Here is a 16,332-nt window from a genome sequence, read left to right on the forward strand (position 1 = left end):
TCCAGTTCAATCGGTTACTGGGACAACCAGACCTGGAATTTCGCGTCCAGATCGTCACGGTAGTCAGCCCACCATTCATAGTTGTACAGGAACGTGTTTGTCGCGTTCGCTGGGTCTGTTGGCATGTGTGGTGCCATGTCGATACCCAGTTCAGCATGCTGACCTACGAGCGGTGCGGAAGATGCACGTGCAGGACCGTAGCTGATGTACTTGGCTTGGTCTGCAAGACGCTGTGTGTCAGTCGCGAAACGGACGTAGTCCAGCGCGCGTGCTTCACGCTCAGGGGACAGGCCTGTTGGAATGATCCAACCGTCAAGGTCAAACACTTGCGCGTCCCAGAGCATTGCAACCGGCTGGTCCTGCTCTTCGATCAGAGCAAACAAACGACCGTTGTATGTGGAACCCATGACGACTTCGCCGTCCGCCAAAAGCTGTGGCGTGTCAGCACCAGCGGACCACCAGATAACGCTGTCTTTGATGGTGTCGAGCTTGGCAAATGCCTGTGCCTGGCCTTCTTCTGTTTCCAGAACATCGTACACGTCGTCTTTCGCTACGCCGTCACACAGCAGAGCCCATTCCATGTTGTTGATTGGTCGCTTTTCGAGGGAACGCATACCTGGGTATGTTTCTGTGTCGAAAATTGCGCAGATGTCCGTTGGAGCTGTGTCACCAACGAGGTCTGTGCGGAAGCCAACAGTCGTGGAGTATACGATCTGTGGGATGAAGCAGTCGGAAACCAACAGGTCGCCAAAGTCTTCGGAAGCGGTGGAACCATCGTCGCCGTCTGCGAGCTGCTCATCCGCGTCGATTTCCAGTGCAAGGCCTTCGTCGCAAAGACGGATCGCATCGGATGCAACCACGTCAACCACGTCCCAAGTGACGTTGCCAGCTTCGTTCATCGCACGAAGTTTCGCGACTGCTTCAGCAGAGGATTCATCGTTGATGATGTTTACGCCAGTCATCTCAGCGTAGGGCGTGTGATACGCGTTCTGTTGTGATGCGGAGTATGCGCCGCCCCAGCTAACGATTGTCATTTCATCGGCCATGTGACCGTCAGCAACTGCGAGAGTCGCAGACAGCGTCAGGCATGTTGTGGCCATCAGTTTCATAGTCGTTTTCATTGAAGTCTCCCATTGAAACGCCCGGTTTTATACGTTTCAGCGTGACCATCCGGGCAACGGCCATGCTGTTTGATCGAACGTTGAACGATTACGCGTCCAGCGCTCGGCAATCTTCTGCCATCCACCCGATTTCGATCATCTCGCCGGGTTTCAGGCGTTTTTGGTCAGGCGCATTACGTGTCTTGATCACGAACTCATCCGTTCCAGCAACGCGCAGTCGTGTACGGAAAATATCGCCCATGTAGATGAACTCAAGCACTTCGGCTTTCAGTGTGTGGGCATCAGCGTGCAGGCGCTCACGGTTGAACTCAACGCGCTCAGGGCGAATAGAAACGCGTGTGCGCTCACCGACCTCGGACACGTTCACCGGAACCGCATCGATAATGTCACCACTGTCGAGCTTCACTTCGCAAGTGTCGCCTTTGATTTTGGTCACCACGCCTTCCAGCGTGTTGTTCTCACCAATGAACTGCGCAACGAAGCTGTTTTCGGGCTGCTCATAAAGCTGATCTGGCGGCGCGAGCTGTTGAATACGACCGTCATCGAACACGGCAACACGGTCTGACATTGTCAGGGCTTCTGTTTGGTCGTGGGTCACGTAAACCGTGGTGATCCCCAGCTCATGCGCGAGGTTGGTAATTTCGAACTGCAACGTTTCGCGCAACTGTTTGTCGAGCGCTCCAAGCGGTTCATCCATCAGCACCAGCTCAGGTTCAAACACCAACGCACGTGCAAGCGCGATGCGCTGTTGCTGACCACCGGAAAGCTGTGCCGGACGACGGCCAGCGAAATCTTGCATCTGAACCATGCCCAGCGCGCGCATGACTTTTTCCTCACGCTCGGACTTACCGATCTTGCGGACCTCAAGCGGGAAGGACAGGTTTTCGGCAACCGACATATGCGGGAACAACGCGTAGTTCTGGAACACCATGCCGATGCCGCGCTTATGCGGTGGGATGTTGTTAATTGAGACACCGTCTAGCAGGATATCGCCGTGCGTGGCAGTTTCAAACCCAGCGAGCATCATAAGGCAGGTCGTTTTGCCGGATCCAGATGGCCCAAGCATCGTCAGAAACTCGCCCTTCGGCATTGAAAGATTCAGGTCCTTCACGACGAGAACTTCACCGTCATAGCTCTTCTGAACCCGCTCGAAAGCAACAAATGCCGATTGAGTATCTACCATTTTTGCCGTTTCCCCCTTCGGACCGGTGCGCATGTGCGCGACGTGATATTTCACTGTCGGCTACCAGCCTGATAGACTAGTGCGCGGAATACAACCAAGTATTCGAAGTCAAATGGCGCGCAATTTACCAATTTGACGACGATTTTGGCTGCGATTTGGCGCGTTGCCCGCAATTTGTGCGGATGTACGTCCAGATGGCCGTACACCCTAGATTCTTTCATTTTAGCCGACCACGTTGAAATCGGGTCCATATGGATAGCCCGTGATGTTCTCGTTGCCGTCCTTATTGATCACAAGGATATCATGTTCACGGTAGCCGCCAGCGCCTAGATTTCCGTCGCCTATCGTCAGCATCGGCTCCATCGAGATCACCATGCCCGGCTCAAGAACCGTGTCGATATCTTCGCGCAACTCAAGCCCCGCTTCGCGCCCGTAATAGTGGGACAGCACGCCAAACGAGTGACCGTAACCGAATGTGCGGTACTGCAACAAATCACGTTCAGCGAAAAAATCGTTAATCTTATGCGTTATCTCGCTGCAGCTCGCACCGGGAACCAACAGCGACATGCCATACTCATGGGCCGCGACGTTTGCTTCCCATATCTTCAGGCTCGCGTCGTCGACTTCGCCGACAAACATGGTGCGCTCGAGTGCAGTGTAATAGCCAGAAATCATCGGGAATGTATTGAGGCTGAGGATATCCCCACGCTCAAGTTTACGGGATGTGACAGGGTTATGCGCCCCGTCTGTGTTGATGCCCGATTGAAACCAAACCCACGTGTCGCGGTATTCCGCATCAGGAAAGCGCTTGGCGATCTCAAGCTCCATCGCATCGCGCCCTGCCATCGCAACGTCAATCTCACGCACGCCAACCTTGATCGCGTCTTTGATGGCATAGCCACCGACATCAGCCACATTTGCACCCGCGCGGATCAAGTCAATCTCGGCTGCCGATTTGTGCATCCGCTGCTTCATCGTTGTCGGGGCGATGTCCATTGACGACTTGGGCGTCAGAAATTCGTCCATAAGCGCCTTTTGCGCAAGGCTTAGATGGTCGCCCTCATATCCAATATCCTTGCCAGATCCGGCCACGGATTGAATGGCACGCCAGTAGTTGTTTCGCTGCCAATCGGTGTAAGTGATGTTATCGCCATACCCACGGCGGAACGGTTGTGCTGCGTCAATCCCAGCCGACATTGTGACGTTATCAGTTGCCGTCACGACAAGCGCATATGGCCGCCCGAACGCACAATACAGAAAGCCGGAATAGTAGGCGATGTTGTGCATCGACGTGAATACGCAGGCATCCACACCCAAGTCAGCCATGCTGTTGCGCAGCTTGGTAAGGCGGGTTTCATACTCAGCGTCCGCGAACGGCAGGACCTTGTCCCCTTGGTGAAAACGATAGTGCTGTGGGCGATCCATGAAAGGACTCCTTCGCGATAAAAACCTAAGCTTTGCGAGGAGGGCCGAAACCTTCCCCTGCGCGCAATGCGACAAAGCAAGATCCCGGCGTTCAGGACAAATGAAGGGCGCAATTTGAAATGAAGCGACGCCATCGCTGGCCCTTTGGGCGAACGTAATTCTGAAACGCTGAGTCGGGCAAGAAAAATCCGGCCTCCCGTTAGGAAGGCCGGATCATTTCGTTTTGCTGTCTTAGAATCGATTATTCGACAGGCCAGCCGCCGATAGCGCGGACCTCAACGAATTCGTCCAAGCCCCACTTGCCGCCTTCGCGTCCATTTCCGGACTGCTTCATGCCCCCAAACGGAGAACCGGACCCACGGCCTTTACCATTCATATCAACCATACCGGTACGCATTTCGCGTGCGACACGGCGGCCTTTTTCTGCATCAGTTGTTTGAATGTAGTTGGTCAAACCGTAATCCGTGTCATTGGCAATAGCGATCGCCTCTTCTTCGGTGTCGAACGGCATCATGGACAAGACAGGCCCGAAGACCTCTTCGCGCATAATGTTCATGTCGTTGTTGCAGTCTGCAAAAACAGTCGGCTTCACAAAGAACCCGCGGTTCAAACCCTCAGGGCGGCCAACGCCACCGGCAACAAGGTTCGCACCCTCATCGATGCCTTTTTGGATCAGGTCCTGCACTTTGTTGAACTGCATCTCGGAAACGAGCGGACCAATGTGCTGCCCTTCGTTCGCAGCTGGATTGACCTTTGTTGCGTTCGCCGCTGCGACCGCTTGCTCAACAGCTTCATCGTAACGAGAGCGTTCAACCAGCATGCGCGTCGGCGCGTTACAGGACTGGCCCGTGTTATTGAAACAACGTGCAATGCCTTGTTGAACGGCCTTTGGATCGGCATCTGCAAACACAATGTTCGCGCCCTTCCCGCCCAGCTCAAGGCTAACACGTTTGACAGTTGGAGCTGCGGCAATCGTGATCGCTTGCCCCGCGCGAGTAGACCCCGTGAAGCTAACCATGTCGACGTCTTTATGAACAGACAGCTGGCTACCAACGCCAACACCGTCGCCGTTCAGCATGTTGTACACGCCAGCAGGAACACCGGCCTCATGCATAATTTCGCTGAACAGGGTCGCGGACAGCGGGGATTGTTCGGACGGTTTCAACACCATCGTACAGCCCGTTGCCAACGCAGGGATTACCTTTAGCGTGATCTGGTTCATCGGCCAGTTCCACGGCGTGATCAGTGCACAGACACCAATCGGTTCGTGAATGATATGCGTGCTTTCGTCGCCAGCGCGCAGCGGGCCTTCGAATTCAAATTCCTTCAGCGCTTGGATAAACGCGTTGAGGTGATACGAACCGGTGCCGGATTGCTGCACCTTGGACATATCAATTGGCGCACCCATTTCACGGCTGATGACTTCGCCCATCTCATCGGAACGGCGCATGTAAATCTCAAGAATGCTTTCCATCAACTCAAGGCGCTCGGCTTTGGAGGACATGCGCCATTTCGGGAACGCAGCCTTCGCAGCGGCAACGGCAGCATCGGTGTCAGCCTGACCACCCAAAGAGATCACAGAAGTGGCCTCCTCGGTCGACGGGTCGATCACATCAAAATCAGTTCCAGCAATCGGAGCGACCCATTTGCCATCAATGTAAAAGTTACGCGCGTTGTCCATTTTTCCAACCCTTTCAATTCTCTCAAAACGTACATCAACACGACGGGCGCCCCGTGCAAGCCAAATCGTAAAAATTAAATCGCTCACACTGGGTCACAGTGGTCCCAATGAGTGGCCGGCAGATGTAATAATCCGGTTAAGTCACACAACCCTAGGTGTCTTCAGAATGCATCGCCTTCCCAAAAACGACAGTTCTGCCCCAATTCTGCCACAATGTTTTTCGCAAATTGCAGCAATTATATAAGAAAAATGCAGTTTTTAGCAGGCAGAACAGATGATCAGGATTATTTTATCCGCTGGCAGCATCGTTGTATTAGTAGGTTGCTCAGTGGTCGGACCAAATTACGAAGTCCCAACAATGGACGTGACACCAACGTTCATGTTAGGCGGCGACAGCACTTTATCAAATGCAAACGCTGACCCGTGGTGGCAGCGCTTGAATGACCCTATTTTGAATGAGTTAGTCTCACGCGGTGCGCAACAAAACCTTAACGTGCGCTCGGCGTTGGAACGGATCACAGCGGCAAACGCACGGTTAGGGCAGACAGGCACAAACGCACAATCCAACGGCGCGCTTCCTGCAGCTGTCCAGCAACGAGGTGACAGCAGCGGTTCCGACACAACCAACAACCTCGCAATAAATGCCGGTTATGTTATTGACTTATTTGGCGGTTTCGCGCGCGAACAGGAACGTTCAATCGCGAACCTAGAAGCTGCCCAGCTTGATGTTGGGACGATCCGCCTTGCTTACCTCGCGGATCTGACAAACAGCTATATTCAAGCGCGCTACAATCAAGAAGCCGCTGCAATCACGCGTCAAACCATCGCAAGCCGCAGACAAACGCTGGCAATTGTGAACGAGCGGCGCTCCGTTGAAGAGGCGACCGAACTCGAAGTTCAACAAGCGCGCTCCCTTCTTGCGTCCGCGCAGGCACCGCTGCCGGTCTTCGTGGCGAACTTTGAGGTGAATGTTTTCCACATCGCAACCTTACTCGCCGAACCCGCATCCCCCCTATTGGAACAAATGCAATCGGGCGCACCCCAACCGCACCCGCATGGCTTTACCAACGTAGGTTTGCCCGCAGATTTGCTGCGTAACCGACCAGATTTGCGCGTTATGGAAAGAAACCTCGCGGCAGCGACAGCACAAATTGGCGTCGCTGAAGCTCAGTTATACCCATCGGTCCAACTAAGCGGAACGATCGCAGCTGGCACAGCAGACGGTTGGTCTTTTGGCCCACTCCTTAGCCTTCCGGTTTTGAACCGCGGTTTTTTGCGTGCCCGCCAACAGATCGCGCAATCCGCTGCACGCAGTTCTGAACTGGACTGGCGGAATGGTGTTCTTATCGCAGTTGAGGAAGTCCAAGTCGCGCTTACGCTGTGCCGGAACTGGAACCGCCAAATTCAACATCTTGAGCGGGCCGCGACAGCATCCCGATCCGTACTGCGTCTGTCACGAGAGTCTTATCGCCTCGGCGAAGCGACCCTTACGGATGTCTTAGACGCAGAACGCATTAACGCCAGCAACCGCATGGCCCTCGCGGACGCACGTCGCAACTACGCGCTCAGCTGGATGCGTGTGCAAGTTGCGACTGGGCACGGCTGGAATGTTGAAGGAATGACGTTTGACGCCGAAGGTCAGGCACCTGTCCTACCATCAGATCCATTGGGTCTTGAGGGGACGGTTCTTGTATCTGGCGAAAACAATTGATCTGATGCCCGCCTGTAATCTGGCGGGCATGATCCGGTTAACGGCGATAGCACCGTGATGGATTACCGAAACCTGCAGGCGTGCAAACATATGTCCCGCTGCCCGTGGTCGTCGCGGTATTTGCCGTTTGTGCAGCAAGCATCGTTGGTGATGTCGAAAGTGTCAGGCTGAAAATGCCGGCAAGCCCAATTGCGAACAGTCGGCCCGAAGGCCGTTCAATAAAATTCGTCACTGCGTTCTCCTCAAATCGGGGTCACATTTGAAGTCCGCAACCCTCGTCAATATTTGAAGAAATGCCTTAAAAACCCCTAAACGGTCAAGCCAGCGGGATTTCAAAACCTGTGAACGTGACTCAAAAGCCGATTGGATGAACGCGTGTGTTCGTCGCCCCTGCCAAGAAGCAACGCGAACTCAATACGATAGGTGTTTTTGCAGTGCTGGCCTTTTAGATGGCGATTTGCCGCCTAGTTTGCGGCGATGTTAGGAAATACATCAGTTCAGCCCCTGCTGCGTGCGACGCCAATCTGGTAAACCGAAGTCGTTCGGCCATGGATAGACCTCTTGCTGGTTGAAATACACAACCGCGTCGAGTTCCGGATAAAGCGCGGCTTTGCTACGTACATCCGCCTCCCACATCGCCATATGCTCAGCGTCCCCAACAAAACCAAGCTCGGCCACCATGATGGGTTTTTCGAACGCAAGCGCGCGTTCGTAGCGCGGCGCGAAGATGTCATCGAAAGATTGCTTCTCACCCAACACTTGCTCTTCCCACGGGCCAAGACTGAAGACAGACAGCCCGACGACATCGACGTAATCATCGCCTGGGTAGAAATCGGCCATGTTTTCGAACCCTAACGGGGACCACATGAACGCAGCATCTGGTGCCGCGTTTCGGCACACATCGATCATGCGCTTATACGCATAGACGTAGTCTTGCGGTTCCCACCCAGCCCAAATGAACTGACCACTTTCGTCGTCCATTTCTTGTGCCCACCGGATCGTAAGCGGGCGATCAAGCGCGCTGAGCGCGGAGCAAACCGTATCCATCGTTTCATCGTATGCACCTGACGCAATGCCGTTTTGTAAAACCGACGGAGAATTGCGTTCATCACGTGTCCATGTCCACGGCTCAATCGTCACCAAAAGCGCGCGATCACGCGCGGAGGTATAGGTTTCCGCTTCCGCAAGGCTGGGCAGGAAAACATCTTCCCAAGGCAGGAACAGGTGTTCGATCGCAACGCCTTGGACATCGCTATAGTCGCCACCTGGATCAAACACCCCAAATGGAATGTCCCCCGGTGGCAGAGATTGCGCAACGGCCGTTGATCCGGCCATAAGAGCGGCAACAAGTGCCGCCGCGTTCATAGGTTGTTTATGATTAGTGAATGACATCTTATTCCCCTCCTCTATTTCGGGTTTGTAAAAGGTCCGAAAACCAATTTGAATTGTAAGAAACGTGCAGGTTCCCGTAATTGCCCTGCCCAGCACCAGCCACCACGTAGCCGGACTGCAAGAATTGTAGGTCGCCGCTCGTCGTCGCCAACGCGATCGCCGCATCACGCCCCTGCATGACCAAGCCATAGCCAATCGCACCGCCAAGCACGGCAACGGCCGCGAATTGCGCCAAAGCGTGCTTACTAAGCTGGTACTGCCTGCTTGGGTTTTCGCGCAGATGATTGACAATGATGATCGCGAACAAGCTGGTGTAGATGACAGCGTTGATCAGCGCAAAGATGTAGAACCCAGCAGCGTCCTGAACATTGGTCGCAAGCAACACTGGCACCAAAGACCCAAGCGCCAACGCGAAATACGGCAGCAGCACTGACCACGACACCACCGACGATGCAGCCTCGCCCTTGGGTGTCACGCGGAAGTCGACAAACTTACCCGACAGTTTATCCCAAGTTGCCATCAAACAGCCCCACAGCACCCACGGCCATTGCAATGCCGCGAACAACGCCTTTTCCCAGCCAAGCACTTTGGCATCAAAGGGTCTAAAAAACCCGTCGGCCCGAATGAGATAGGCAAGCCAGACAAGCACAGCGATAGACGGCAATACATGTGCGATAAAAGCTGGGTAAGTCACCCCGACAAAGCGGACGTCGAATAGCAACGCAACAATCGGCAGCGCGAACATAACAGCCATGAAAACGGCAAAGATCGGGTACCAAAGTTGCGAGAAAACGAATTGGAATTTTTGGCGCGCAGGCAGCGCACGAAAGTAGCGTGGCGTATGCGCCAACAATAGCGTCACGAGGCTACGCGACCATTGAAATTCTTGCGTGACCAGATCCGCTAGGTTGGCGGGCCCCTGCCCAATCGCAATCGCGTCCATCGCGTGCATGCCGCGCCAGCCGCCTGCGTTCATCAGCATCGAGGTTGAATGATCTTCGGCCAGCTCTGGCCCGAGTCCTCCAATCTCGCGAAGTGCTTGTGTGCGTACGGCGTAGTGTGACCCGATGCACATGGGCGCCCATCCGTTAGAATACCCCGCCTGCAACACCCCGTGAAACATAGCCTCGGCGTGCAAACGTGTCCGCGCGGCCCAACTGATGTTTGCGTTTTGTGAGCAAATGCTTGGCGCACTGACGTACCCAATCGACGGGTCAGAAAATGGCCGCAAAATTTCGCACAGGTAACCTGGCTGCGGGACATGGTCCGCATCCAGTTGAGCAACAAAATCATAACCCTCATACCCGTAGTGGTCATAGAAATACGCAAGGTTACCTTCTTTGCAACGCGTGCGACGTGGCCAATTTGGTTGGTGGTATTCGTCTACGCCTTTGCGTGTCGAAATCTTGATACGATTCGCTTCGCACCATGCAATCGTTTCGGGCTGCGGGTCTTCGTCCGCCAACCAAGTGTCATGTTTTACATCCTGCGCAAGCATCGCCAGAAGCGTTTCGCGCACCACGTAAAAGGGCTCTGCAGGGGCTTTGGTCACGACCATCGCGACACGTGGTGCAACGAGATCTTTCGCGGATTTCGCAACCTGTTGCGCACGCATGAACATCGCGATGAAATAGATTTGGAGGAAGAACACCCAGAACAGGCATGCGCTGACCAACACATATCGCGCCAAGCCGATGTTATGTTCTGGTCGCAACCACCACGCCCAAAAGAAACCCGCCGCAACGAGCCAGACAGTAACAAATACGCGGTATTTCACGCGGGTGCGCCCCGTAAGGACGGCCTCGCGGAATTGGGATTGGTTTGCGGAAGGTTTAGGCAGAAATCGCATGGGCGGCCTCCATTCCCATGCTGCGAACCGCATCCGTCACGATTGTCGTAAGGTCAGATCGCTGCGGCACGAATCCAAGCATTTCGCGTGCAAGTGATGCATCTGCCACCAACACGGGCGGATCACCAATACGACGTCGGGCAACCTCAACAGGCACATTACATCCTGTGACCTTCTCAACCATTTCGACAATTTCAAAGTTAGACGCACCCTGCCCGCTGCCCAGATTAACGGTAAGGTTCCCACCATTTGCGCGAAGGTGCTCGAACGCCAAGATATGCCCATGAGCAAGGTCGGACACATGAACGTAGTCGCGAATGCAGCTGCCGTCCGGCGTGTCATAGTCACCGCCGAACAGTTTCAGCAGCGGGGTTCGTCCAATGGCCGCGAATATCGTAAGCGGAATGAGATGGGTTTCGGGATCATGGTTTTCCCGCAAAGTGCCACTAACGTCCGCTCCTGCGACATTGAAATACCGCAAGATGCCGTATGCCATGTCAGTCTGTGGCGCGACGTCCATCAGCATCTGCTCACACATCAGTTTGGTCATCCCATACGGATTGATGGGGCGTTGCGGCGTGGTTTCATCGACAGGGATTTGATCGGGAATGCCATAAGTCGCACAGCTGCTGGACAGGACAAACGTTTTAACTCCAGCAGCTGCGCAGGCGGTGAGAAGGGACAGCATCCCACCGACGTTGTTGTCATAGTATTTCAAAGGATCTGTGACAGACTCGCCCACATAGGCGGAGGCCGCAAAATGCAGCACTGTATCGACGTTGTGTTTGATCAAAGCATCGGTAACCCGTTCCGTATCGCGAAGATCCAGATTAACGAGCGACCCCCAACGAACGGCATCACGTGATCCCGTGGACAGGTTGTCGATGGTCAGCGGTTTGATCCCACGCGCCGCCAAGGCAAGACACGCATGGCTACCGATGTAGCCCGCCCCGCCAGTCAAACATATGGACCCCTTAGATGTCACTCTGCCGCCATCGACGCTTGAGGAACCAAGCCCGCCTCCATTGCAAAATATGGGATTGTTTGCGCAAGACCTTCAGCGAGCGTCACACGCGGCGCCCAGCCCAAAACCTCATTCGCGCGGGTGATGTTTGGTTTGCGCTGTTTGGGGTCGTCCTGTGGCAATTCCACGAAGCGAAGCTTTGAGGTCGAGGTTAGCGTTTCAATCACTGTTTCGGCCAACTGTAGGACTGTGAATTCGGTTGGATTGCCAAGATTGACCGGTTCGCACACTGCGTCGGTTGCATTCATCAAGGCCATCAAGCCGCAAATCATATCGCTCAGATAGCAAAACGAACGTGTCTGGCTGCCGTCGCCGTAAACTGTGACGTCAGCCCCCGCCAATGCTTGAACGACAAAGTTGGAAACGACCCTACCGTCGCTTGGCGACATACGCGGGCCATAGGTGTTGAATATCCGCGCGATCCGGGTGCTGACGCCCCGTTGCTGGTGATATTCATAAAACAGCGTCTCAACGGCGCGCTTACCTTCATCATAACATGACCGTGGCCCAACTGTGTTGACGTTGCCGTGGTATCCTTCGGGCTGCGGACTGATATCTGGGTCGCCGTACACTTCAGACGTGGATGACTGTAGAATTGTCGCGCCCCAACGCTCAGCTAGATCAAGCAAATTCATCGCGCCGTAAACATTGGTCTTGAACGTATGTAGTGGGTTCTCTTGATACTTTGGCGGAGAAGCCGCGCAAGCCAAATTGTAGATCTGATCAACAGCCCCGATCTCGGGCAGCTCGTCGACGATATCATGACTAACGAGCGTGAATCGAGGGTGGCTAAAAAGCTTCTCAACATTACAAAGACGGCCCGTCAGAAAGTTGTCGACACACACAACCCAGTGCCCATCTTCAAGAAGCGTCTCGCACAGGTGCCCGCCAAGAAACCCGGCACCGCCAGCCACGAGGATACGCTTTTCGTCACCACACTTTTGTTGGTAAAAATCCGTTGTAAATATCGTCACCACTGTTCCCCCCGAAACAATAGGCCTTGTCAAAAATGTTGCCTCGTTTGAAGGATGACTGACCGCTAAATATGCGAACATCCCAAGGCACCAGGGCAATAAAATCAGCCCCAAGGCGCGTTAAAATCTATGTAAACCGTAGGACGAAGGGGGGATTGGGGTAAGCTAACAATAAGGATAGCATTGTTTGGCTTGGGTCAGTCGGGATAATTGAAATCGCTCACGGTTTTCCAGATATCGCGATTGATTGACCTCAATTCAGCGATTGCAGCTTTGACCGCTTCGGCGGCGGCCGCATCAAGGTCATTTACTTGCCCCATCATGAGTTTGTCTTTGCGATCCGCGATGCGCATCAGAATAGAGCGAGGGTTTTCACCTTCGTTATCGAAGGCGTAAATACAATGGTTATAGCGGTTACGTAGCGCGGACTGGCGTTGAATTCGTCCGGTTAATTCCAACACGCGCTCGCGTTCAACTTTGTCTACGCGGTCCAATTTTGAAAGCCGTTCAACCATGTCGATCCGCGCGCGTGTGGTGTTCAAGGTAAGGAAAACGACGGTCGCGATTTCCTTATCCATATCCGAAAGCCCTGCGATCAAATGGATCAACAGGCTTTCCGTGTTTGTCCAAGAATAGTTGAGCTTGCCGATCAGCAGCAGAAACGCGTCAAAATCGACGGCGCCATCCCGCTTACTGATATCGACAACGGCACGCTTCATGACGACAGCTTGTGGCCATGATACCAATTCGCGGCTTCCGTTCGGTTGTGCACGCCCAGCTTGGCAATGATGTGATGCATGTGCAGCTTCACAGTATGTTGGGACAGCTGCAATTCATCAGCGATGTTCTTGTTTTGCATCCCGCTCGCCGCTGATTTTAGAACCTGCAGCTCCCGTGTTGTCAGCTTGACATCATCCAGCAGGTCCACCTTTTCGTCTTGTTGCGGTTCAGTGATCGTTTGATCAGCTGCAACAGGTGTGGGTGTTTTGGGGATCATCAGTTCTGACGGGACATAACATTCGCCCGACGTAATAAGACGTAAAACGGACAACCAACCATCCACGTTCAAATTCATCGGAAGAAATCCTATCTTACCCCATGACGGGTTAACGTAGATTTCAGCCAGGAAATTCCGTGCAACACTCCGACGTCGATACGCCAAGACAATGCTCGCAAAAGGAAACGCTTCAAGCAGTTGCGGCAGAACGGCTGTCAATTTGCCAATCATCGCTTCGTCCACTGCGATAAGCCGCACCGCATCGGCGCGTTCCTTACCCAACAAAAGCAGATCGTTCACCTGTGCTGTTCGCAAGCAAGCCATGCAAGGAAACTCGGTTTCCGCGATCGAAAGCATCGTATCCGAAAAGCCAAGCGCGTCTCCCACAAACACGCCCGTTGCAGATTTGGAATTCAAAATCTCATCATGTTTCATATCGTCACCCGTTAAATACTTCAGTCCCATCCCACCGATTAAATTACGGCGTCTCCAAACCGGAAACCTGTTCCGATCAACAAACAACGGATCAACACAGTGCGGGTTAAGTCCCACATTGCGCGTCCTACACTAGTACTCAAACTGCCCTCAGACAGTGAACGAAGCTTCCAAGAATTGGGTAAAATAACCCGTCGGAAGCCTGATAATTTGCCAAAACAGCAAATCACGAAGTCGAAAATAATCAGAACGATCAATAATGTCGTCGGCCTGATCTAAAGCTTTACGTGGGGGTAACTTACCCTAATCCAAAGCATTTGCCGAATGAATTTTTTGTAACCGTTTGCAAAAACTCAAGTTTATCACCGACCAGATAACCTAAGGGACTGTGGATAAATTGATCCGCGATCTAAACCTTTTGTTAACCTTCTGCGATTTAACGCCCAAAAATCAACGCCCTACCCTGCGCCAAGATCATTAACACATTGTCCAGCTTCCCGATCGCCTTTGATCGAACCAACCTAGGGCAGTCACGAATTTGCGTGATGGCCGACACCGCATTCGGAGTTGGCGAAGGTTGCAACTAGGGGGCGAATTAGCCCGAATCACCTCGCTGCCACCTGACGTTGGAAATTAGACCTTGGGGGGCCCGCGAACGAAAACAAACAGACAGTCACATACTGGGTGAACCTTGGATCGAGTCATCGTCCGACGTTCCCAAATTGAACTTCAAACCAAAACATCATCTGCACGTTGGTCGTCTTAGATAGAGTGACGATCCCGTAGGTGTAATTTTACGGAGATACAACAATGTCTAGCAATAGAAATTTCATGATGCCCCCTATGGGCGGCAACGGTAACCAAGATCAGGACCAAGATCAGGATCAGGCGCAACTTCAGGCGCAAGCAGAGCTTCAGGCTCAGCTTCAAGGTCAAGGCCAATCCCAGCATTCCTCTAGCGAAAACGATAACGACAACGGGAATATGAACGGCAACGGCAACGGTAACCTGAATGGTAACGGAAACCTGAACGGTAACGGAAACGGTAATGAAAACGGGAACGGCAACTCCAATGCGAATGCCAGCTCGAACGGTAACGGGAACCTGAACGGAAACGGTAACCTGAACGGAAACCTCAACGGTAACCATAACTCAAACTCAAACGCTTCAGATACTGACGTTGATGTCGATGTTGATATCGATCTGGATTTCGATGGGTACATGCCAGACGACAACGACTTTGCTGACGTCGACCTGAGCCACTCTTCGACAGGTGACATCATCATGGCCGAGGGTGGCATTAACTACAGCCCAGGCGATGACATGAACCTCGAAGACATCCTTAACGATGCTCTGAACGGTGCTGGCAACGACTCTGCGACTGTGAACGCTCAGTCCAACAAGCTGACTGACAACGACACACTCGATCACGTGTCAAACAGCGGCAACCTGCAGCAGACCAACACCTCTTCAGGTGGTCACGCAAAAGCTGACGATGGCATCTCTGCGGGAGCAGATGGTGGCAAGGGCGACGGCGAAGCTTACGCAACTGGCGGATCAGCACTTGGTGGCATGGGCTTCGGTGGCCATGCAGCAGCGGGCGGTGGAACATCCGGTGACGGTGGAAAAGCCAAAGCAGCTGGTGGCGAAGGTGACGACGGTGGTGATGCCACTGCAGTCGGTCTTGGTGTCGGTCTTGGCGGCGCATCCTCTGGTGCAGGCGCAACTGGCGGAGAAGCCGGAAACGCTGGATCTGTAGCTGCAGGTCTCGGCCTTGGTGCAGCACTGTCCGATGCGAACGCTGATGGCGGAGACTCCGGTGATGCCGGCGGAATCGGCCTTGGTCTTGGTGGCGCACATGCGGATGCCGATGCGGATGCAGATGCAGGTGGATCCGGCGGCTGGAGCCCGTTCAAAGGTGGCCACGGTAAAGGCAAGGACGACGATGGTTCTGCTGATGCGGATGCCGATGCGGATGCAACTGGAACCGGTGTAGGCACTGGAACTGGCACAAGCGGTAACGCAGGTGATGCAGACGCGTCGTCTGGCGCTACAGGTATGGGCGCTGGAATGGCTGGATCTGGTGACGCTACTGGCGGCAACGGCGGCGACGCTGGTGCAGCATCCGGCGCTTGGAATGCAACAGCTGGTAACGGTGGCATGAACACTGCGACGGCTGGTGCTGGTGGTGACGGCTATGGCGGACACGCTTGGGGCGGTGACACTGGTAACGCATTCGGTGGCCAAGCTCAGGTTGGCGGCGTCCAAGCTGGCGGCGGTACTGGCGGCGCAAGCGGTGACGCTTTTGCTGGCGGTGGCGGTGACGGCGGAAACGCTGGCATGTGGGGCTCAAACAACGGTGACGACGGTTATGTCACTGGTGAGAGCTTTGCTTCTGCTGCTTCGCAGATCGATACATCTGCGTTCAACCAGACCATCGTTCAGGGTGCAAACGTGCTCGGTAACACTGTCGATATGACAGTTGTCGGCGGCTCGTTCAGCTCTAGCTACATCGGCGACGATGGCGACGGCGCATAGGC

General features: G+C 54.0%; 13 protein-coding genes. 2 read left to right on the plus strand and 11 right to left on the minus strand.

What is annotated here, in order from left to right; all coding sequences use genetic code 11:
• Nucleotides 1-14 precede the first annotated feature (14 nt).
• The 4 genes from OSB_RS11795 to OSB_RS11810 form a co-directional block, all read right to left on the minus strand.
• Complete coding sequence (locus tag OSB_RS11795; RefSeq protein ID WP_049835195.1) at nt 15-1,121, minus strand: extracellular solute-binding protein; 1,107 nt, start codon at nt 1,119-1,121, stop codon at nt 15-17.
• Between the two features lie 88 nt (nt 1,122-1,209).
• Nucleotides 1,210-2,304 (minus strand): ABC transporter ATP-binding protein, encoded by a 1,095-nt coding sequence (locus tag OSB_RS11800; protein ID WP_049836142.1) that lies wholly within the window; start codon nt 2,302-2,304, stop codon nt 1,210-1,212.
• A gap of 222 nt (nt 2,305-2,526) precedes the next feature.
• Complete coding sequence (locus tag OSB_RS11805) at nt 2,527-3,729, minus strand: aminopeptidase P family protein (protein ID WP_049835196.1); 1,203 nt, start codon at nt 3,727-3,729, stop codon at nt 2,527-2,529.
• 241 nt (nt 3,730-3,970) lie between these two features.
• Complete coding sequence (locus OSB_RS11810) at nt 3,971-5,410, minus strand: aldehyde dehydrogenase family protein (RefSeq protein ID WP_049835197.1); 1,440 nt, start codon at nt 5,408-5,410, stop codon at nt 3,971-3,973.
• Nucleotides 5,411-5,684: 274 nt separating this feature from the next.
• Between OSB_RS11810 and OSB_RS11815 the strand changes: the two genes are divergently transcribed.
• Nucleotides 5,685-7,121: an efflux transporter outer membrane subunit gene (locus tag OSB_RS11815; protein ID WP_074202230.1), complete on the plus strand. Its 1,437-nt coding sequence runs from the start codon at nt 5,685-5,687 to the stop codon at nt 7,119-7,121.
• A gap of 37 nt (nt 7,122-7,158) precedes the next feature.
• On the opposite strand, the gene OSB_RS11820 is transcribed toward OSB_RS11815, so the two are convergent.
• The 7 genes from OSB_RS11820 to OSB_RS11850 all read right to left on the minus strand — a co-directional run bounded on the left by OSB_RS11820 (nt 7,159) and on the right by OSB_RS11850 (nt 13,792).
• The gene (locus tag OSB_RS11820; RefSeq protein ID WP_049835199.1) at nt 7,159-7,353 is read right to left on the minus strand and encodes a hypothetical protein; all 195 of its coding nucleotides are present in this window, start codon (nt 7,351-7,353) and stop codon (nt 7,159-7,161) included.
• Nucleotides 7,354-7,613: 260 nt separating this feature from the next.
• Complete coding sequence (locus tag OSB_RS11825; RefSeq protein WP_049835200.1) at nt 7,614-8,513, minus strand: glycoside hydrolase family 26 protein; 900 nt, start codon at nt 8,511-8,513, stop codon at nt 7,614-7,616.
• A 1-nt stretch (nt 8,514) separates the two neighbouring features.
• Nucleotides 8,515-10,362: a glycosyltransferase family 2 protein gene (locus OSB_RS11830; protein WP_049835201.1), complete on the minus strand. Its 1,848-nt coding sequence runs from the start codon at nt 10,360-10,362 to the stop codon at nt 8,515-8,517.
• Nucleotides 10,346-11,347: a UDP-glucose 4-epimerase GalE gene (gene galE, locus OSB_RS11835; RefSeq protein ID WP_049835202.1), complete on the minus strand. Its 1,002-nt coding sequence runs from the start codon at nt 11,345-11,347 to the stop codon at nt 10,346-10,348. Before galE ends, OSB_RS11830 begins: the two co-directional genes overlap by 17 nt.
• A complete protein-coding gene (locus OSB_RS11840) occupies nt 11,344-12,360 on the minus strand; it encodes a UDP-glucuronic acid decarboxylase family protein (protein ID WP_234967379.1) in 1,017 nt (338 codons plus the stop codon). The genes galE and OSB_RS11840 overlap by 4 nt, the downstream gene beginning before the upstream one ends.
• Nucleotides 12,361-12,557: 197 nt before the next feature.
• A complete protein-coding gene (locus OSB_RS11845; protein ID WP_049835203.1) occupies nt 12,558-13,079 on the minus strand; it encodes a hypothetical protein in 522 nt (173 codons plus the stop codon).
• The gene (locus tag OSB_RS11850) at nt 13,076-13,792 is read right to left on the minus strand and encodes a helix-turn-helix transcriptional regulator (protein ID WP_234967380.1); all 717 of its coding nucleotides are present in this window, start codon (nt 13,790-13,792) and stop codon (nt 13,076-13,078) included. The genes OSB_RS11845 and OSB_RS11850 overlap by 4 nt, the downstream gene beginning before the upstream one ends.
• Before the next feature lie 810 nt (nt 13,793-14,602).
• Between OSB_RS11850 and OSB_RS11855 the strand changes: the two genes are divergently transcribed.
• Nucleotides 14,603-16,330, plus strand: coding sequence for a hypothetical protein (locus OSB_RS11855; RefSeq protein ID WP_049835205.1), 1,728 nt, complete (start codon nt 14,603-14,605; stop codon nt 16,328-16,330).
• The last annotated feature ends 2 nt before the right edge of the window (nt 16,331-16,332 follow it).

Source organism: Octadecabacter temperatus (assembly GCF_001187845.1).
In the GTDB taxonomy this organism is placed as follows: domain Bacteria; phylum Pseudomonadota; class Alphaproteobacteria; order Rhodobacterales; family Rhodobacteraceae; genus Octadecabacter; species Octadecabacter temperatus.